Raw genomic sequence first — 19,088 nt, forward strand, 5'->3', positions numbered from 1 at the left:
GCCTTGCCCTATTTTTCGATTTCAATTTGTTATTTCCTTTTTCTATATATAATAAATGATTGTTCCTATAACCTTTTCTAAATGTATTCATTATAAGTATTGTCTTTTAAAAAAAGTTTCTTCTGAACAATAGGCTGAATCCGCCCAAACATCTGCATTTTTCATACAATCTCCAATAAATGACTTAAGAACAAAAATATCTTCCTTTCTAAATTTAGAATAGCTATGAAATAAAAGAAATAGCCAATGAAATCATTAGACAGCTCTACATGAGAGAGTGAAAGGTATAAAGGTATAAATGATCACGGCTTACAATATTGTATTCACTAGGCTTCCGCTTGGGAGAAGATTGGATATCAAAATATTATTCTCTATGAGTGCAAGATAATTATATAAACCATAACTATATTGTTTTATATTACTGTTTAAATTGTTAAGAAAACTATTTGTTTGAGTATTTATATAATTTGTTGCTGATGATGACTGTATTTGCTGTACTACTGAGATTATATTTGTCGCTAATCCACTTATGATGCCTTGTGCTTGATTTTGATTATTATTTAATATACCGATTAATTGCCCTTGATTGACTGATAGTGTATTATCATTATTTATAGTTATTCCTATTGATTGTAAATTTGCAGCCTGAGCATTAACAGGATTTATTATTTCATTAAGTACATTTTGATCGATATAAACGCTATTCTGTTGTAGAAAATTAACCATATTATTGAAATTAGTTACAAAATTGTTAATAGCATTGCTTATGGCATTACTATCAGCTGTAACTGTAATTGTCACCATGCCATTTGTTGGATTTAGAAGATTTATCTGTAAATTATTATTATCAATGCTTATATTATTACTTGTCGATGTATAAGCTTGGTTATTAATCGTATAGCTTGCATTATTTGCATAGCTAATAATTTTATTAGCTCCACTTGTTATAACAGCATTGCCTGTTACATCGCTTAGATTAAAAGCACCAATGGTTCCTGTATTATTTGCAATTATTTGTACTGACTCGTATTATTTTGAGTATCTGTTATGACGCTTGCTGTAACACCGACGTTTGCATTGTTGATGGCTTGGGCCATATTATTTAAAAAAGTCTGGTTGGTATCTGTAGCATTGACGTTTACCGAAATAGGTGTTGTGATACCATTTATCGTTAAATTAAAAGTATTTATACCTGCAGAGGCCGTAGTTGTATTGCTGCTGACAAGGAGGGCGCCCTGATTAACTTGGGCGGATGCCAACTGATTGACATATATATTGTAGGTCGTGATAGTGGCCCCAGGTTGTGCAGACGCAGACACCTGGTTGGGGTTTGAGGAGTTAGCAACAACCTTATCAAAGACACTTGTATTAGCCCCTGGGTAGCTGTCAGGTACAAGGGGATAAGAAGCTTGATATAGTTGCCCTGCATACGTACTCAGCTTATTTAAGGCCTGACTCAATAAACTAAACTGCTGCTGATACGTCTGACCTAGGGAGAAGGCTTGGGCGGCCGCATTTTCTACCAAACCCAATAAGGCGTCAGGGCTGTTTGCCCCCGTGCCTTGATTGTTGTTCAGATAATTAATGTATAGATAATTGCTGAGGTAACTATAATCTGTATTGACCATAACTTCCTCTATTCAGGGGCTGGTAAACAAGCAAGTACAAAAATACAAGATTATATGTTTATATATGTTAAATACAAAATAAAACAAAGATATAAACTGTCAATATAGATTTATGCCCACTGACTGGCTGTTCAAGATGCCGGCTTGAGGGGATCATTTTATCCTTTTTGAAAAGGATCCTTAAACTTAATAGATAGGCTAACTACTTGATTTTATTTGGCGGTCCCAAGGGGACTCGAACCCCTGTTTTCGGCGTGAGAGGCCAACGTCCTAGGCCACTAGACGATGGGACCGCATTTTCAGCAATGGGTGCAAGATTATAGGTCTTCTGCTCTAGTGTCAAGAGAATCCAACAAAAAAATGGATTATCTTAAGAACCCACGTATAATCCTATTGACGGCCTCGTCATATGTAAGCCCAAGACTCATAAGCTTCATAAGCTGACTATTTGCGATCTTGCCGATAGCCGCCTCATGGGTGAGCTCGGCGTCTGGATGAAGACTTCTTAAGGAGGGTATCGTCTCATTTGTGCCGTTGTCCATTACTATGGCGTCACACTCGAGGTGGCCGTAAGAACGTGCCCTTGCCTCAAGCACCGCGTAAAAATCCTGCTTCGAATCCCCTTTTATGACGGACCTGGATATCAACTCCGCCCTGCTGTCTTCGCCCTTCAGGATTATAGTATTTTTTGAAACCGCCCTCTGCCGCCCTTCTGTCATGACGCGTTCTGTTACGAGGATCGAACTCCTTGGCCCAAGCTCGGCCTCGTTCGCACGTTGGGCCTCGTCCACGCCGCCGATTTGGGTGAGCTCTAACTCGGCATGGGCACCTTCTTCTAAGAAGACCCTTGTAACCGGATTAAGCGTTCGCTTACCGGTGCCTGACCCAATCCCAAGGTGCTTTTCCACATATTTTACTTTGGAGCCCTTGCCTATCCTGAACTCATGGATGCCTGCATGCCCTTCCGGCCTGTCCGATCCGCAATGTATGCCGCAACCCGCTATAATCGTCACGTCACAGCCGTCTCCTATTATAAAATTGTTCTTCACGACGTCAAAGAGATCGGCCTGACTCAATATCACAGGGATGTGAACGGATTCGTTTACAGTCCCTGGCTTTACTATGATATTTATACCTGTATTGTCTTCATTGGTCTCGATCATGATATTGGCGGATACCTGGCGGCCGAGAAGCTTTCCGTTTTTTCTTATATTATAAGCCCCTTTTGGGATGTCCTCCAGATCCGCCACCCCCTTTAACAGTTCTCTATCTATGACATCTAGCATAGTTTTCTCCTTCACAAATCGTCTTCCAGTTGCAGAAATCAAGGTCTTTAAGGAGCGGCAATGTGGTATCAAGATCTCCGGTATGGACGATCTGTCCGTCTTTTACCAGCAGTATCTCATCGGCTGCTTGAAGAAATTTTTCATTATGACTGACAACGATCGTTGTAGTGCCGTATTTATCTCGTTCCCTCTTTAAAAGATCGATCATCGGTCCGATCGTCCAGAGATCTATCCCGGTATCTGGCTCGTCATATATGGCGATCTTGGGGTTTCTTGCAATGGTCGTCGCGAGTTCTATCTTCTTGATCTCGCCGCCGGAAAGTGCATTTCCAACCTCTTTGTCGAGAAAGTCAGTCGAACATATGCCGACCCTTATGAGTATCTTTACAAGTTCAGCCTCGTCGGTGGTGCCGGCTGCGATGGAAAGCAGATCTCCAAAGGTAAGCCCCTTGAAACGGGCAGGATTCTGAAAGCTGTAAGCGATCCCTGCCCTTGCCCTTTCTGTGACCCCCAGGGAGGTGATATCCCTGCCCTCCAGGAATATCTGACCTGACGTGAGAGGATTTATACCCATTATCAACTTTGCGATCGTTGTTTTACCGCTTCCGTTGGGGCCGGTTATCGCATAAAATTTACCTTTTTCAAATCTATAACTTACACCCTTAACGATCATCCGCTGATGCGGACCTGAGTACTCATCCTGCTCTTCAACAGAAAAATAGAGATCTTTTATCTCGAGCATCTAATAATTTTTCCTTTCTTTTAGTTTAGCTCCGCCGATCTGCCGATCTGCGCATCATGATTATCAATCTTCAAATCAAACGGGCATCAAACGAGCACGGCGACCGTTGCACACCTGCCTGTTTTCTTTTCTCGTCTATAAGAATAATAATCATTTTTACAAAAATTACAAATTTTTGACATAAAGATCTTTTCAGCATACACCCCAGCGGCCATCAACTGCGCCTTTGTTATGGCCCAAAAATCAAAACGATCACCAACGGTCTTAAATGACAAGAATTCATCCGGCAAGACACCCCGCCAGCCCTTAAACTCCGCACAACAAGGCCCAATCGAAGGGCTTATACCGGCCCAGATATCCCCAGGTCTTGAACCGAAATGTCTTGCCATCGCAGCCACCGCCTTCCCAATGATATTTAAAACACTCCCGCGCCAGCCACAATGGATATTGCCTATCGCGCCCCTGACAGGATCAAAGAGCACAACCGACTGACAATCTGCGTGCTGGATCATCAAGGCAACCCCACGTTTTTTAGTTAAAAGGCCGTCGGCCCCTTTTATTGCATCCCTGCTGATCGACCCACCCATATGATCTGTGATGAGATCTATCCGATCCCCATGCACCTGGACCGAACTCACCAACGATAAACATCCTATGGCGCCCGCGATCTTCCCTCTGTTTTCCGTAACCGCCTGTGGGTCATCGCCCACACGAAATCCAACGTTCAATTCATGATACGGGGCACTGCTTACGCCTCCCCAGCGGTTAAAGGTAACCGCGACAAGGCGGTCTTGAAATTTACCAGGGAAGAGTGAAAGCATAATCTACGTTCGAGACAATCCCTGTCTGTTTGTGTCTATTTGCCACGACAACCTTTCTGGATTATATTTTTAAATCTATTTTATATACAATACAAGTAACCGCGATATTTCAATCACTAAAAATTATATGGCTATCAAAGCCAGGCAGCTTTTTATGGAAAAAGGTAAATTTATAGCAGACATCATGGAAAACGACCGGGTTGAAGGTGTGTTTTTGGTAAAATCCAAACACCTCTACTCCAGCAAAAACGGAGTGCCATATATTGCTCTGACCATAACGGACAGGACCGGAGAGATTGAAGGGCGTATCTGGGAAAATGCCCAGGCAGTGGACAATACATTCGGACAGAGGGATTTTGTCTTCGTCAAGGGCGACGCTGTCTCGTGGCAGGGGGCGACCCAGATCAAGATCTCAGACATTAAAAGGCTAGATGACTGCGATGTGGACGCCGGGCTTTTTATGCCATTGTGCCCGATCGGTACAAAAGAACTCTGGGAGGAACTGCAGCTCTATATAAAAAAGATAAAAAATCAAAATTTCAAAAGGCTTCTTCAAGAGACATTCAATGATAAAAAAATCAAGGATGAATTTTTGAAGGCACCTGCCGCAAAACGTATGCACCATGCCTATCTGGGCGGCCTTCTTGAACACAGCGTCTCTGTGGCAAGGCTTGCCGACGCCATATCAAGACTTTATCCGCAACTCGACAGTGATCTGCTGATTGCGGCAGCCATACTCCACGACATCGGCAAGATAAAAGAATTATCGTTTAAGCGACCGCCCATAGATTATTCCAATGAAGGGAGGCTTGTCGGACACCTTGTGCTCGGCGCCGGGATGATAGATGAAATCGCAACCGGTGCCGGCCTCAATAAAGAGGCCAGCGATCTTGTGCTCTTGAAACACCTTATCCTGAGCCATCACGGGCAAAAGGAATTCGGCACCCCTATCCTGCCGATGACCGAAGAGGCCGTGGCGCTGCATCTGATTGACGACCTGGATGCCAAGCTCAATTATTTAAAAAGTCTAAAGAACGAAATTGATGGCGATGACTACGGCTGGACAGAATATCAAAGACTGCTCGAGAGATATTTTTATCTCAAGGGGTCAAGGGCTTTGGAGGCCGCCGGATCGGAAGGGATCGCAAAGCAAGAGGGGCTGAACGATAAAGGTGATAAAAAAGACAGCAATATGTCATTTGTGCGACAAATGGATTTGCTTTCCACCGAAGACCAGGTGTGGTGAAAAAAGACCTCTTTTCCGCATCATCAAGCCAGGCCCGCGTTATCAAGATCATGGGGCGCATATTAGACCGTGGACGCCTGGCCCATGCCTACATCCTGATAGGTCCAGATGGAATCGGCAAGGAGGCTGCTGCAATCGACTTGGCGAGGTTGATTCTCTGCGATATACCGGATCTAGGAGACCACCCCATGCCATGCGGCGCATGCCGGAATTGCAAAAAGACAGGCCGGGGCGTCCACCCTGATCTGTCCATCCTAAAACCAGACGGGGCGACAATAAAGGTTGATCAGATAAGAAGTCTGCAGCAGATGATCTCTCTTGCGCCTCTTGAAGCGAAACGAAGGGTCTCAATCCTCGTCAACGCACACAAAATGAACAATGAGGCCGCAAATGCACTTCTCAAGACCCTTGAAGAGCCACCCAATAAAAATCATCTCTTTCTTACAGCAACATCCCTCGAAAGGCTTGTTCCGACAGTGGTCTCGCGCTGTCAAGTCTTGAGATGCGATGCCCTGCGCCGCAATGAGATCGAAAGGATTATAAAAGAAATCCATCCTTCATGCCCAGAAGAGGCGGCAGTATTCATATCCAACATGTCGCAAGGCAGCATCATGAGGGCTGCTTACCTGCTTGAACGCAGGGTACTGGAGATCAGAAATGAGATATTTAGCTTCATCGACAAAGACAGGCCGGAGGCTGTCCCTGCATTTTTTAACCTCTCCAAGAAGCTTTCGCAGGATATTGACTCTGCGCTCCTAACCATACAGATAATGAGATCGATAGTCAGGGATTTGGTCTTGATTTTTGAGACAAGCCGCCCAGGCCGAGGGGGTGCTTGGTCTAAACCCTTGACCAAAGACATCCTGCATCGCCATCTGATTAACCCGGACAGGTTTCAGGCCCTCCAGATAATAAGAGATAAAATCGACCGGGAAAGGCTCTGTCAATATAAAAACCTCCTGGATAGTGCCGAAGCAATGATCGAACGGAATATAAACAGGGAACTTATCATTGAGGCATTGCTGGTCTTCTGGATAAGAAGAGGTTATTGACCCTTTTATGATGAGACAAAATTTGTTAGAGTCCATTTGGTATGGAAAATGACAATAAACACAAACCAGCTGGTTCTACCTCGGTGCAGCACGTGCAGAAATCATTTACAGCTGACATACAAGACGCATACGACCAGAATAAGGGCCCATTTAATATGACCATCGTAGGGGTTAGGCTGAGACAGGACCAGCCGACGATCCATTTTGATGCAGGCGATGTCCCTGTAAAAGACGGAGAATGGGTTGTGGCGCCCACTGAACATGGCAAGGAAGTCGGACAGGTGTCAGGGGCGCCTTTAAAGATAACACTCCAAAACAAGATGGACCTGCCAAGACTTGAAGGCCTTGCAAGCACCCATGAGATAGAACTCTACTATCAAAATCTTGAGAAGGAAAAGGAGGCGCGGGAGATTTGTCTCGGTTTCATCAAAGGCCTGGATCTCAAGATGAAACTCATACGAGTTGAACGCTTCTTTGAGGGGAACAAGATCATATTCTATTATTCCTCCGAAGGTAGGGTCGATTTCCGTGAACTGGTAAAGGAGCTAGTCAAGGTCCTTAAAACACGTATAGAGATGCGCCAAATAGGTATAAGGTACGAGTCAAAGATACTCGGCGGCATAGGGGGCTGCGGACGCGAACTCTGCTGCGCTACCTTTCTTAAAAATTTTGACCCGATCTCTATAAAGATGGCCAAAGTGCAACGTATGCCTCTTAATCCGAGCAAGATATCAGGGCTATGTGGAAGGCTCCTATGTTGTCTGACTTATGAATATGAGACTTATCTTGGCATCAGGCAAGAAAATCAGGCGATGGAGATGGGCATAGACGGCCATGATATAGAACATGACATAGAAAAAAATATTACCGTAGAAGACGAAGACGATATGTCTGACCTGGCAAGCGACATGGATGATGAAGAAGGAGCCCGAGACTGGCCGCCCAATGAAGACAATGGCGTGGCGGCATTGCAAGGGCAAAATGTCGACAGGAACGGCAATCACAAAAAACTGCATAAAGGAGATATGCCGACCAAAAGAAAAAGGCAAAGGTCAAAGGACAAGTGAAATGAAAGATCGTTTCTTTATAACTACGCCTATATATTACGTAAATGCCCATCCCCATATCGGGCACGCTTATTCCACTCTCGTCGCCGACGTGCAAAATCGCTTTCACAGGCTTAAGGGAGATGAGACATTTTTTCTTACCGGCACCGACGAGCACGGTGATAAGATTGTACAAGCGGCAAAAAAAAACGGTATGGAACCAAAGGAATATGCAGATAAGATAAGCGCCGAATTCCAAGCCTTATGGCCACTTCTCGGCATAGAATATGACAAATTCATCCGAACAACAGATCGGTCGCACATCGCAACCGTCCAGGACATACTTAAAAAGATCTTTGAAAAAGGCGAGATAGTCTTCAAAGAATATGAAGGGCTTTACTGTGTAGGTTGTGAACGCTTTTATATGGAAAGGGAACTTATAGACGGAAGATGCCCAGACCACGGTGTCGTTCCCATAAAAACAAAAGAAAAAAACTATTTCTTTCTGATGAGCCACTACCAGGATTGGCTGTTAGACTATATAAAGCGACATCCAGATTTTATAACGCCTGAACGCTACAGAAATGAGGTCCTGTCGTTTCTTAATGAACCGCTTGAAGACCTCTGCATCTCCAGACCGACCAGCCGTCTTACATGGGGCATCCCGCTCCCGTTTGATGAAAATTTCGTCACCTATGTCTGGTTTGACGCCTTGGCTAACTATCTTTCCGGGCTTGGATACCCTGACGATGAAAATTTTTTAAAATTCTGGCCAGCAGCCGAACATATAATCGCAAAAGATATATTAAAACCCCACGCCATCTACTGGCCCATCATATTGAAGGCGATAGGGCTTCCCCCCTATAAACACCTCCATGTACATGGCTACTGGCAGATAAAGGATCGAAAGATGTCCAAGAGCCTTGGAAACGTAATAAATCCAAGGGATATGGTCAAAAATTTCGGGACTGACGCCACGCGCTATACGCTCATCAGGGAAATGAACTTCGGGCTCGATGCCTCATTCAATGAAGATTCTATCAGAACGAGGATAAACGCAGACCTTGCAAACGATCTTGGCAATCTCGTCAGCCGCAGCCTCGCCATGGTCTTGAAATATACAGATGGCCTGGTCCCTTGTCCATCTTTTGTGGGCGGTCAGGCCGCACTACTTAAAGAGGCTATGTTGCGTCTTGTCCAGGAATTTGAAGCCGCAATGGAGGCCTTCGAGATGCACAAGGCCCTTCAAAAGACCTGGGGGATGGTCAACGCAGCAAACAAGGCTATCGACTCAGCCGCGCCATGGGAGCTTGCCAAGGACCATTCCAGACATACAGAACTCGAGGGTATACTATATGCACTGCTCGAATCAATCCGCATAATTTCTATCCTGATATACCCTGTCATGCCGTCATCGGCAGCAAAGATACATAAAGGCCTCGGCCTGGATCCAAAGGCGGGTCTCAGGTTTGAAGACGCAAAGAAATGGGGGGTTCTGACGCCGGGCCGTGCAGTATCACACATAGCCCCCCTGTTCCCGAGGCTTGAGACAAAAAAGAAAAATTTGGAAGAAGAAAAAGAGCATAAAAGGAGAAAGATCGTGTCTTCTGGACCAGATTGGACAAATAAAAAAGAAGGAGACGAGTTGATCGAGATCGATCTCTTCAAAAAGATCGATCTGAGGATCGCCGAGATAACAGGTGCAGAGGCAGTTCCAGGGGCTGACAAACTCTTGAAGCTGGTCGTACGTTGCCCTGAAGAACGAACGATAGTAGCCGGCATAGCAGGACATTTCAAACCTGAAGAGCTTATTGGGCGCAAGGTTATTATAGTTGCAAATCTCAAACCAGTAAAACTTAAAGGTATCACGTCAGAAGGCATGCTTCTTGTGGCCAAAGACGATGCAGGCCTCCATCTGACCGCGCCAGCGGATCAATCTATTACGCCGGGGGCGAAGATCAGCTGATCAGGATGCAGCAAAAGACCTTAATACTAGGTACCGCCGGGCACATAGACCACGGTAAGACCACGCTCGTAAAGGCCCTGACTGGTATTGACACGGACAGACTCAAGGAAGAAAAGAGGCGAGGCATCACCATAGAGCTCGGCTTTGCCTATCTTGACCTGCCGAATGGCCAAAGGATTGGTGTGGTTGATGTCCCAGGGCACGAACGCTTCGTAAAAAACATGGTGGCTGGGGCCATGGGTATGGATCTCGTAGCCCTGGTCATTGCCGCCGACGAGGGTGTAATGCCCCAGACAAGGGAGCATCTGGAGATATGTCAGCTTCTGGAGGTCAAAAAGGGTCTAGTTGTACTCACAAAGAAGGACATGGTGGACCCGGAGTGGCTTGAGCTTGTAAAAGAAGATATAAGGGAGTTTCTGGTCGGAACGTTCCTTGAAGGAGCCCCCATAGTTTCTGTCTCATCTATATCCGATGCCAAGGATAACGGTATTCATGAACTAATAACTGTCATCAGCGATCTCGTAGCAGATATACCGCCTAGGACGCCGTCGGGCCCGTACAGACTGCCCGTGGACAGGGTATTCAGTATAAAAGGCTTTGGAACAGTGGTGACAGGGACATCCATCTCAGGCAAGATAAGGGTTGGGGACGAGGCCGTGATCTATCCCCAAGGTCTTAAGACGAAGATAAGGGGTATCCAGATCCACAATGCGCCTTGCGACGAGGCCGCGGCAGGGATGAGAACCGCCTTGAATCTGCAGGGAATAGAGAGGGAGGCGGTCGAACGGGGTGACGTCGTTGCAACCGCAGGGAGTCTCCATCCAAGCTATCTTCTGGACCTGAAATTTCTGTATCTGTCAAGCGCTGGACGCCCGCTTAAATATCGAAGCCCTGTAAGATTCCATACAGGGACTGTAGAGATTACAGGCAGGGTGATCATGCAGGAAGACGAGATAGAACCCGGTCGCGAGACCTTCATCCAGATCAAGTTAGACAAACCCGCGGCCGTACTGCCTGGAGACCGTTATGTGATAAGGAGCTATTCACCTATCAGGACCATAGGAGGCGGTATAATCTTAAACCCAATGCCGAGGAGAAGAAAGAGATCACGACCTGAACTGTGGAAAGGGCTTGAAATATTGAGCAGGCTGGAACCGAACGACCTGATCATTTATCACCTCGAACAAGCAGGCCAGAGGGGGCTTACGCAGGCCGAACTGGCCATGAGGAGCGGCGTATATGGGGAAATACTTGAGCAGACGCTCGACAGCCTCTTTTCCAAGGGCAAGGCTGTGCGCATCGACACTGATGAAAAAAGGGCGATAGATGGCAATATATACAGGGCATTAAAGAAAAAGATCTTAGACTTTGCAACCGAGTATCACAAAGAAAATCCACTGAGCAAGGGGATAGCCAAAGAAGAGGTGAGGTCTCGCATCTTCCTGCATAGTCCCAGCGGTGGGCGGCTGTTTCAAAAACTACTCACCGATCTTGTAAATTCCGGCGATCTCATACAAGAAAAAGATCTGCTGCGGCTTTCAACACACAAGGTGTCACTCGGCGAAGAGGAGATATCGACTAGACGAAACCTCGAAGAATTGTTTAGAAAATCAGGCCTTGAACCACCGTCAAGGGAAGATGCGGTAACGATAGTCTCGCCTGACAAAAAAACCGCATCGAACATCTTCGACCTCCTCGTAGCAGAAGGCGTGCTGGTACGCATCAAGGAAGACCTTTATTATCACAGGGATGCGCTTAATAAGGTGGTAGATCTGGTCACGTCCTTTCTGAAAAAAAACGGCGAGATGGCTGTTGGCGACTTCCGTGACATGACACATGGGCTCTCCAGAAAATTCATTATCCCGCTCCTTGAATACCTGGATAATCAGAAGATCACAATTAGGGTTGGAGACAAACGGAAATTAAGGAGATGAAGCGGGATTTCAAGATCACATTCGAGCTCGTCCCGGCCAGGGCATCCAGCGGAAAGGCTGTGGACGATATACTCCTTTTTGCAAAAGAGGCGGCGGCGGACGGCAGGATCTCGGCCTTATCCATCACAGACAACGCAGGCGGGCACCCGGCCCTGTCTCCCAAGGTCCTGGGACAGGAGGTCAAGGCCCTCGGGATCGAACCCATCATACACTTCTCGTGCAAGGATAAGAATAGAAACCTCATGGAGAGCGAACTCTTTGAGCTCGACCGGCTCGGGCTCAGGAATCTATTGGTCGTGACGGGTGACTATCCGAGATTCGGTTTCGATGGAAACGCCAAGCCAGTCTTTGATATGGACTCCGTCCAGACGCTCATGATGATAAACGAGATGAATTCGGGGATGTTCCTTGACCAGCGGGTGCCAGGTGGCGGGATAAGGCTGCCGCCGACGGGTTTTAAGACAGGCTGCGTTGTATCGCCCTTCAAACGCCTGAACGCGGAGATCATACCGCAGTATCAAAAACTTGTAAAAAAACTCTCGCTCGGCCCCGACTTCGTCGTAAGTCAGATGGGTTTCGACGCAAGAAAATACGACGAATTGAAAAAATTCATGGATATGGCTGTGCAAAAAATAAGACCTGAAAGGCCGCCACTCCTTTTAGGCACCGTCTTCATCCCGACGGTGAGGCTTTCGCGCATCTTTTATAACGGTGACGTGCCAGGCTGCACCATGCCTAAACGCCTCCTCGACAGGATCGAGGTTGAGGCAGAGGCCCATGACCACGGCCTTCAGGCCAGACTCGAACGCGGGGCGAGACTTACAGCCGTGCTGAAGGGGATCGGCTACGATGGGGTCCATTTAAGCGGACCGCAGCTAAGATATGAACACATAGCCTGGTTGATAAAAAGGGCGGAGGAAATCTCCAACCGATGGACCGAGTTTGTAGCCGAATTCCTCTTCCCTGAGGAATGGGAGTGGTGGTATTTTAAAGAAGACCGAGAAACTGGCCTCAACTCCCTTGAACCAAACGAATATGCTGAAGGCCAAAGGATCACCTTAAAAGATGCCATATCCTTCTGGTTCAGTGGCATCGTCCACAAGTTGGCCTTTGACCCACATGGTGCTCTCTTTGAACCAATTAAAAGGCTGATGGGGCATATAGATAAAAACGCAGGGCTCAAAGAGCTGTTTAGCCACCTAGAGTATACCATAAAATCCGCGGTATACGAGTGCCAGGAATGCGGCGACTGCACCCTTGACGAAATGGCATTTATATGTCCACAGTCCCAATGCGCCAAATTTCTGACGAATGGTCCGTGCGGCGGCAGTCGGAACGGATGGTGTGAGGTCTGGCCGGGCAAGAAACGCTGCCTTTACGTAAGAATCCATGAGCGACTGACAAGCGGCCTTGGTCAAAAGGCAAAGACACCGAAGGGGCGCAACGACTGGATATTGCCCCCAAGGGACTGGTCTTTGCATAAAACCTCGTCATGGCTCAATTTTTATCTAAATAAGGATCATCATGGCCGTGCCGGGACCTCATAAATAACAAACACACAGCTCATCCCCATTGACAACAGGATCCAAAAGGTGAATTCATCAAATTGAACCATCTATTATCCAGAGGGTTCAGCTAAATATTTTTAAGGAACGACAATATATGTACAACCTAAAAAAGATCGCCCCATCAAGGCGCACAAAAAAGATCGCATATGCCATAAGGGACATATTGTGTACAGCTGAAGAGAGAAAAAGGGCCGGCGGCGACTTGATATATTTAAACATAGGAGATCCGGTACTCTTTGACTTTAAAACCCCTGACCATCTAATAGAAGCGGCCTACAAGGCCATGAAGGATGGTTACACTGGATATTCGGCATCGGAGGGTGTGCCGGAAGCGATAGAGGCCATAAGGGAAGACACCATAAAAAAAGGCATCAAGCCGTATGAAATATTGATAACGACAGGGGCTAGTGAGGCCATAGACTTTGCACTGTCGGCCCTTGTAAACAGAGGTGAAAACGTCCTTGTCCCGTCCCCTGGCTATCCGCTCTATAATGCCCTGCTCGCCAGACTAATGGGAGAACCTAGGGCCTACAGCCTTGACGAAAAAAACGGCTGGGAACCTGACATCGATCACATCGAAAGCCAGATAGACAAAAAGACAAAGGCCATAGTGGTCATAAACCCCAACAACCCGACAGGAGCAGTTTACAGCAAAGAGATATTGCAGGCCATTATAGAGATCGCCAGGCGTCACAATCTCGTGATATTGAACGATGAGATCTATGACAAACTCATCTTGAACGGTCAGTCCCATGTAAACATGGCCGCCCTTGATCACGAGGTACCGATTGTAACCTTCAACGGGCTCTCAAAATCATATCTCGCCCCTGGCTTTCGAGTAGGCTGGGCGATCATAAGCGGCGTCCCGGATCTGATCCGCGATTACACGGAGGGCATGAAAAAACTGGCGAGGGCCAGGCTCTGCGCCTCCCATCCAAAGCAGTTTGCAATACCTGTGGCCTTGAATGGAACACTTTTCCATATCGACTCCACCATAGAAAAATTGAAAAGACGCCGCGATATCACTGTAGAAAGATTAAATTCCATACCCGGCATCTCCTGTCAGAGACCGAACGGCGCCTTTTATGCCTTTCCAAGGCTTGAAGTAGATGTAAACGACGCCGAATTTGTAAAAGATCTAATCCGTGAGACAGGCGTAGTCGTGGTTCATGGAAGCGGCTTTGGCCCCCTGCCGAAATCGCCTCATTTTCGGCTGGTATTCCTGCCGCAAGAGGAGATACTCCATAAGGCATATGACCGTATAGAAGACTTCATGAAACGGCGGTTCTAAATCTCCGCTGGGTGACGATCTAGGCCTTGGTATGGCAGATGGTGTTTTGATCCGAATCGGTTCAAAGAATCATGTGGCAGGCTGGCATCAGGCATCATTATGAAATGTCATGAGGGATGATTTCGCATTCAAAGAAATCTCCATCTTTCTTGAAGAACGAGGCAGAAAGGACTATGCAGCCTTATCCTATCCGGTCCGCTATGGCGTCTCTTCAAGACTGATCTTCAAGGGATATCGATTCGACTGTGACCTAAACGGACGCGTAAGGTACATCTATTCAGAAGACCATAGGCTATGGCCGGAACCTTTTGCACGCATCAAAAGGCTGGAGTGCAACAACTGGATCTTTTATCATCCATCCACATATGATGACATCTATGCACTGACGGGGCGCTACTATCTTCCAATCTCATCCACTGACCCATCAACACCATTTACCATGGAAGATCCATTCAATTTTCCATGGATCTCGATGGCAATAACCGCCTGGGATGAACTTACAGAATATGCTTCAAAATGTATCAGGCATGCCGATGATGGGGCAAGAGATCTGCTGGGTGCAGTCGCACGGAATGGCATGGATGCGCTTCGCGAAAGGTCAAAGACCTTCTTTGAGATACTCGGTGGGACAGTGCCTGTACTGCCCCCCGAAACAATGCTTGTAGATTATGATGTAATCCCGATCCTGATATCAGACGGCTGCCTGTATAGATGCGCCTTTTGCCGCTTCAAGACCGCCAAAACATACAAGATCAGAAAGATTGAGGATATAAAGGTTCAGGCAAAACGGTTGAGAGACTTTTACAACAGGGACATCATCAATTACAGCTCGGTATTCCTAGGCCAAAACGACGCCCTCCTGGCCGGAGACTTGGTTATCGACGCAGCGGAAATCGTTTACAAAGAACTCAATCTAGCAGGCACATACCATGACGCCACACATATCTTTCTCTTTGGAGACGTAAAGGCCTTTTTGAACGCAACCAATGTCTTTTGGAGACAGATAGACTCCCTACCATATTCTCATATACATATCAATGTTGGTATTGAATCAATTGATCAGGAGACCTTGGATATGATCGGAAAACCAATCGACACAAAAGATGCCATGGCGGCAATCGAAACGGCTGCCTACATAAACCGAACATCGAGAAAGATAGAGATAGACCTCAATTTTATATTTGGAGATAATCTACCTCCAGGACACTATGAAAAAATGTCTCGACATCTCAGGAATGCACACCGAAAGGCCCCAAAGGGGACCGTCTATGTCTCTCCACTCATCGGTGAGAGGCATGATCCCAGGAGGCTGCGACGTGCCATATTAGAACTAAAGGCGAGGGCTAATTGGCCTGTATTCCTATACCGGCCTATTGGTATAGAGCCAGCTGCACCATGCAAGCAGCGGCTGTTGGATGTATATTAGGAATTCGACAATGCGTGGAAATCAAGGCTTGAAATTGACAACCGCCTGGGCAGACGGCTCCATCTTCATCATCTCATCTGTCATGGCCTTTGCTATCACCACAAGCCCTTGGGCAGGATCCTGGGCCTTTTTGAATGGCCGCTGATAAAAAATGGAAAATATGCCCTGATCAGCCGGCCTTGGCAGGAGATCGACCTCTCCATAGAGGTGCCAAACGACAAAACTGGTGCTGGTATCTATAAATTTAACGTCCAGACCGACCTTGCCCCTCGAGTCGCCTGATGGATAAAAGACAGAGGCGTTGGCAAGCATTATATAATCAAATCTCTTAGCAGCGCCAAGGTCTATCAGCCTTTCAATCGGCAGATTGGGATCGTCGGCCAGCTCCATCTCTGCAAACAGGCGCGATTTCAAAAAAACGTCCTCTAAAAGCCTGGTCATTGCAAGATAAGAGGCCTCGCCTTGATTTGATGGCGGCTTAATCTTGGCCATGAGTATCCGTTTAGTTGCCATGCAGATATGCCCGGCCGGCTTTAGATATACCTCGATATGCGGCGCAAGGGATCTTGTTGTCCCAAAGGAATTGAAGACAGGCTGGGGCGTACATGAATTCAGCAAGAACACGAGGGCAAAGACCGAAAGAGATATTGGATGGCTGGATTTTTTCCGCAGAGGATAGGCGTTAAGAGTCTTTTTTTGTTGCATGGCGCCCCTTGTTATCCAGGGCATGGGAAGATTTTTTTTCATTTCGATCGCCCCTCGGATTTTTATATACATGTCTATATCCTTGGGCATGTCCTTTATCCTGTCTATTGCCGCGCGCCGATATTTTTTCCCTTTTTACGACTTTGGCCTCTTTTAAGGATTTTACGCCTTCATGATGGACCCTCTCAACGACGGCTGTGCCGGCTTTATGGCCCCTTCTCTGCATGTGCTTCCGGACGACCGCCGCTTCACGCCTCCTTTCATGCTTAACTGCGGCAGCCTTGTTTTTCTTATATTTAGAAGAGGCATAATACACCTTCAATCCCGCGCCGGCCTTCTTCTCGCCCTTTCTGCCGCGTTCAAGGCGCCTCCCATTGGTCTTCTTTGCATGAGACGGTCTTGGAGGGTCAGGGGGCGGCGACCACCTCTGTATATCGCTGATCTCGGCCAAGAGCTCATCCGCCTTGCCATACGGCACCTTAAGCTTAAATGTGGTATCTGGAGTAACATCCCGTCTCAATTCCGGATTTAGTTCTACAAGTTCCTTGTAGTACACCCCTAACTTCTCTGCAAGCGACTTTAGATGCACCTGCTTGTCGAGTAAGACCTCCTCGGTTGGCAGCGGTTCATCCGGTTCGTTTAGATCGAGATTGTATTTTTCAGGATGTTTTACCAGCTCTAAAACTGCAAGAAACCTCGGGACAAAACTTGCACTCTCCTTTGGCAAACGCTTATACAAGTCCCAGAAGTTATCGAGATAACTGATCTTTTGCTCTCTAATGGTCTTTGCAACCGTTCCTTCGCCGCAATTATAGGCCGCAAGGGCGGTTGTCCAATCACCGAACATGTCGTGCAGGCTCTTCAAATAGGTTATGGCCGCCTGTGTGGATTTTTCGGGATCCATGCGTTCATCTATCCATTCATCCCTCTTGAGACCGAATTTAGTGCCGGTTGAAGGGATGAGCTGCCACAAACCAGCGGCATGGGCCCTTGAAACCGCCCTCGCATTGAACCCGCTCTCTATCAAAGGTAACCACGATAACTCCTCAGGGAGACCGGCTTCCTTGCAGGCCTTGACGATCTCTTCACGAAACTTTCCTGAGCGCTTATAGGCCCTTATAAACCATTTCCTCTGAGGACCGAGCAACAAATTTATCTCGCGCTGCACATCTTCATTCATTGTGATAGGGATGGCGCAATTCGAGCCGTTTATGGTTTTGCATTTCGAGGCGTTTATCTCCTGTATCTTTTTCGAGATCATAAGCCTCATGTCTTCCTTTTTCTTTTCAAGTCCCTTGTCTCCGCCTGTATCTACCTTGGCGGCAGCGATATATGCCTTATCGAGCAGGTCCAACGCCTCTTCTGACCCCCCCTGTTTCCATTTTTCTTGTGCCTCCCTAAAAAAATGCATGGATGAATCAAGGAGTTCCTTGGGATCCTCTACCGCACGCCCTTGGATCTTGGAATATCCTTTCTCAGTCAAATCAGGTCCTTTCTGCATGGCCACCGCAGTCTCCTTGGGGGTCTCAAACGCCGGACCAGGATTTACTGGATTTATGGCGGGGGTCGCATAATCAGGCGCCTTTTCCTGGACAGATGCGGCACAGCCAGAAATTAAAAAACAGTAAAATAATAATGATGCTAATTTTTTTATAAACATCTTCATAAGGACTCCATTAAAACGATCTTTAAATTTAAGGCGTAGCAGTGCTGCGAAAATAAAAAAATATATCTTGCGACAAAAAAGGACTGATGGCCGTACCAAACCCAGATAACATTCACATAAACCAATATTCCGGAAATTGCAACCTTTACAGATACAGAAGACCTGCATGCGCCTTGACTGTGGCAAAGCCATAACTATCTTAAAATCTAAGATATTCAGTCTCCAAAACAAAATCAGGAGGTAAGGATGGACAAGGGCCAATATGGAAGACGCGACAGGCTGATTCAAGAAAAGCGCCACGATACTTATAAGGAGTGGGGAAAATGGCCTGAGCCTACTGTATGCACCAAGTGCGGCGCTCTTTTCATCGGTGGACGATGGACATGGAAAGAGGCCCCAGCCGATGCAAACAAGACGATCTGCCCGGCATGCCAACGCATCAAAGACAACTATCCCGCAGGCGTGATGTATATCCGTGGGGATTTTTATAAAGACCACAGGAATGAGATATTAAATCTCTTTAAAAATGAAGAGAAGATCGAGAAAAACGAACACCCGATGGAGAGGATTATGCTCGTAACCGACGAAAAAGAACAGGCGGTCATAACAACCACCGGGATACATATCGCAAGACGTCTAGGTGAGGCACTGGCGAGTGCATACCAGGGCGACCTTACATTTAAATACGGAGATGGCGAAAAGACCATACAG

Annotated in this window: 17 protein-coding genes and 1 tRNA gene; 10 read left to right on the plus strand and 8 right to left on the minus strand. The window is 46.8% G+C overall.

Going from position 1 to position 19,088, the window contains the following annotated elements; translation table 11 throughout:
- Positions 1-309: 309 nt before the first annotated feature.
- The 6 genes from fliD to pgeF form a co-directional block, all read right to left on the minus strand.
- On the minus strand, positions 310-1,014 hold the full coding sequence (fliD, locus tag ACP5SG_RS06515; RefSeq protein ID WP_428123011.1) for a flagellar filament capping protein FliD: 705 nt from the start codon (positions 1,012-1,014) through the stop codon (positions 310-312).
- Complete coding sequence (locus tag ACP5SG_RS06520; protein ID WP_428122993.1) at positions 1,011-1,628, minus strand: flagellar cap protein FliD N-terminal domain-containing protein; 618 nt, start codon at positions 1,626-1,628, stop codon at positions 1,011-1,013. The genes fliD and ACP5SG_RS06520 overlap by 4 nt, the downstream gene beginning before the upstream one ends.
- A gap of 217 nt (positions 1,629-1,845) precedes the next feature.
- Positions 1,846-1,921: transfer RNA gene (locus ACP5SG_RS06525), tRNA-Glu, on the minus strand.
- Positions 1,922-1,993: 72 nt separating this feature from the next.
- Positions 1,994-2,914 carry a SufB/SufD family protein gene (locus tag ACP5SG_RS06530; protein ID WP_237888475.1) on the minus strand — a complete coding sequence of 307 codons (921 nt, stop codon included), beginning with the start codon at positions 2,912-2,914 and terminating at the stop codon, positions 1,994-1,996.
- On the minus strand, positions 2,895-3,656 hold the full coding sequence (locus tag ACP5SG_RS06535) for an ABC transporter ATP-binding protein (protein ID WP_237888476.1): 762 nt from the start codon (positions 3,654-3,656) through the stop codon (positions 2,895-2,897). Before ACP5SG_RS06535 ends, ACP5SG_RS06530 begins: the two co-directional genes overlap by 20 nt.
- 86 nt (positions 3,657-3,742) lie before the next feature.
- Positions 3,743-4,477: a peptidoglycan editing factor PgeF gene (pgeF, locus tag ACP5SG_RS06540; RefSeq protein WP_428122997.1), complete on the minus strand. Its 735-nt coding sequence runs from the start codon at positions 4,475-4,477 to the stop codon at positions 3,743-3,745.
- A gap of 154 nt (positions 4,478-4,631) precedes the next feature.
- On the opposite strand from pgeF, the gene ACP5SG_RS06545 reads away from it, so the two are divergent.
- The 8 genes from ACP5SG_RS06545 to ACP5SG_RS06580 all read left to right on the plus strand — a co-directional run bounded on the left by ACP5SG_RS06545 (position 4,632) and on the right by ACP5SG_RS06580 (position 16,006).
- Positions 4,632-5,723, plus strand: coding sequence for a 3'-5' exoribonuclease YhaM family protein (locus ACP5SG_RS06545; RefSeq protein ID WP_428122999.1), 1,092 nt, complete (start codon positions 4,632-4,634; stop codon positions 5,721-5,723).
- A complete protein-coding gene (gene holB / locus ACP5SG_RS06550) occupies positions 5,717-6,775 on the plus strand; it encodes a DNA polymerase III subunit delta' (RefSeq protein WP_237888479.1) in 1,059 nt (352 codons plus the stop codon). The genes ACP5SG_RS06545 and holB overlap by 7 nt, the downstream gene beginning before the upstream one ends.
- A 41-nt stretch (positions 6,776-6,816) precedes the next feature.
- Positions 6,817-7,842 carry a regulatory iron-sulfur-containing complex subunit RicT gene (locus ACP5SG_RS06555; RefSeq protein WP_330873286.1) on the plus strand — a complete coding sequence of 342 codons (1,026 nt, stop codon included), beginning with the start codon at positions 6,817-6,819 and terminating at the stop codon, positions 7,840-7,842.
- A 1-nt stretch (position 7,843) separates the two neighbouring features.
- A complete protein-coding gene (gene metG, locus ACP5SG_RS06560) occupies positions 7,844-9,787 on the plus strand; it encodes a methionine--tRNA ligase (protein WP_237888480.1) in 1,944 nt (647 codons plus the stop codon).
- A gap of 5 nt (positions 9,788-9,792) precedes the next feature.
- Complete coding sequence (selB, locus tag ACP5SG_RS06565; RefSeq protein ID WP_428123003.1) at positions 9,793-11,721, plus strand: selenocysteine-specific translation elongation factor; 1,929 nt, start codon at positions 9,793-9,795, stop codon at positions 11,719-11,721.
- Positions 11,718-13,268, plus strand: coding sequence for a methylenetetrahydrofolate reductase C-terminal domain-containing protein (locus ACP5SG_RS06570; RefSeq protein WP_424661618.1), 1,551 nt, complete (start codon positions 11,718-11,720; stop codon positions 13,266-13,268). The genes selB and ACP5SG_RS06570 overlap by 4 nt, the downstream gene beginning before the upstream one ends.
- Positions 13,269-13,383: 115 nt before the next feature.
- Positions 13,384-14,580 (plus strand): aminotransferase class I/II-fold pyridoxal phosphate-dependent enzyme, encoded by a 1,197-nt coding sequence (locus ACP5SG_RS06575; RefSeq protein ID WP_424661617.1) that lies wholly within the window; start codon positions 13,384-13,386, stop codon positions 14,578-14,580.
- Between the two features lie 109 nt (positions 14,581-14,689).
- Positions 14,690-16,006, plus strand: a complete 1,317-nt coding sequence (locus ACP5SG_RS06580) for a radical SAM protein (protein WP_424661616.1) — start codon at positions 14,690-14,692, stop codon at positions 16,004-16,006.
- Between the two features lie 21 nt (positions 16,007-16,027).
- Here ACP5SG_RS06580 and ACP5SG_RS06585 read toward each other — a convergent pair whose 3' ends face one another.
- Positions 16,028-16,498 (minus strand): hypothetical protein, encoded by a 471-nt coding sequence (locus ACP5SG_RS06585; RefSeq protein ID WP_237888485.1) that lies wholly within the window; start codon positions 16,496-16,498, stop codon positions 16,028-16,030.
- Between ACP5SG_RS06585 and ACP5SG_RS06590 the strand changes: the two genes are divergently transcribed.
- Entirely contained in the window at positions 16,497-16,685 is a 189-nt protein-coding gene (locus ACP5SG_RS06590) for a hypothetical protein (RefSeq protein WP_237888486.1), read from the plus strand. The two genes, ACP5SG_RS06585 and ACP5SG_RS06590, sit on opposite strands and share 2 nt — an antisense overlap.
- A 3-nt stretch (positions 16,686-16,688) precedes the next feature.
- Here the strand turns inward: ACP5SG_RS06590 and ACP5SG_RS06595 are convergent, their stop codons facing one another.
- Positions 16,689-18,377: a lytic transglycosylase domain-containing protein gene (locus tag ACP5SG_RS06595; protein WP_424661615.1), complete on the minus strand. Its 1,689-nt coding sequence runs from the start codon at positions 18,375-18,377 to the stop codon at positions 16,689-16,691.
- Between the two features lie 246 nt (positions 18,378-18,623).
- On the opposite strand from ACP5SG_RS06595, the gene ACP5SG_RS06600 reads away from it, so the two are divergent.
- Positions 18,624-19,088: BCAM0308 family protein (locus ACP5SG_RS06600; RefSeq protein ID WP_428123009.1), on the plus strand; the 465-nt coding region annotated here is incomplete at its 3' end.

Origin of the sequence: Dissulfurimicrobium sp. (assembly GCF_049968175.1) — a bacterium.
GTDB classification, from domain to species: domain Bacteria; phylum Desulfobacterota; class Dissulfuribacteria; order Dissulfuribacterales; family Sh68; genus Dissulfurimicrobium; species Dissulfurimicrobium hydrothermale.

What these genes read in the sequence shown, in the direction of transcription:
- ACP5SG_RS06520 (WP_428122993.1), bottom strand. Translation starts at nt 1,628, where the DNA reads ATGGTCAATACAGATTATAGTTACCTCAGCAATTATCTATACATTAAT.
- ACP5SG_RS06530 (WP_237888475.1), bottom strand. Translation starts at nt 2,914, where the DNA reads ATGCTAGATGTCATAGATAGAGAACTGTTAAAGGGGGTGGCGGATCTG.
- ACP5SG_RS06535 (WP_237888476.1), bottom strand. Translation starts at nt 3,656, where the DNA reads ATGCTCGAGATAAAAGATCTCTATTTTTCTGTTGAAGAGCAGGATGAG.
- pgeF (WP_428122997.1), bottom strand. Translation starts at nt 4,477, where the DNA reads ATGCTTTCACTCTTCCCTGGTAAATTTCAAGACCGCCTTGTCGCGGTT.
- ACP5SG_RS06545 (WP_428122999.1), top strand. Translation starts at nt 4,632, where the DNA reads ATGGAAAAAGGTAAATTTATAGCAGACATCATGGAAAACGACCGGGTT.
- ACP5SG_RS06555 (WP_330873286.1), top strand. Translation starts at nt 6,817, where the DNA reads ATGGAAAATGACAATAAACACAAACCAGCTGGTTCTACCTCGGTGCAG.
- metG (WP_237888480.1), top strand. Translation starts at nt 7,844, where the DNA reads ATGAAAGATCGTTTCTTTATAACTACGCCTATATATTACGTAAATGCC.
- selB (WP_428123003.1), top strand. Translation starts at nt 9,793, where the DNA reads ATGCAGCAAAAGACCTTAATACTAGGTACCGCCGGGCACATAGACCAC.
- ACP5SG_RS06570 (WP_424661618.1), top strand. Translation starts at nt 11,718, where the DNA reads ATGAAGCGGGATTTCAAGATCACATTCGAGCTCGTCCCGGCCAGGGCA.
- ACP5SG_RS06575 (WP_424661617.1), top strand. Translation starts at nt 13,384, where the DNA reads ATGTACAACCTAAAAAAGATCGCCCCATCAAGGCGCACAAAAAAGATC.
- ACP5SG_RS06580 (WP_424661616.1), top strand. Translation starts at nt 14,690, where the DNA reads ATGAGGGATGATTTCGCATTCAAAGAAATCTCCATCTTTCTTGAAGAA.
- ACP5SG_RS06590 (WP_237888486.1), top strand. Translation starts at nt 16,497, where the DNA reads ATGAGTATCCGTTTAGTTGCCATGCAGATATGCCCGGCCGGCTTTAGA.
- ACP5SG_RS06585 (WP_237888485.1), bottom strand. Translation starts at nt 16,498, where the DNA reads ATGGCCAAGATTAAGCCGCCATCAAATCAAGGCGAGGCCTCTTATCTT.
- ACP5SG_RS06595 (WP_424661615.1), bottom strand. Translation starts at nt 18,377, where the DNA reads ATGAAGATGTTTATAAAAAAATTAGCATCATTATTATTTTACTGTTTT.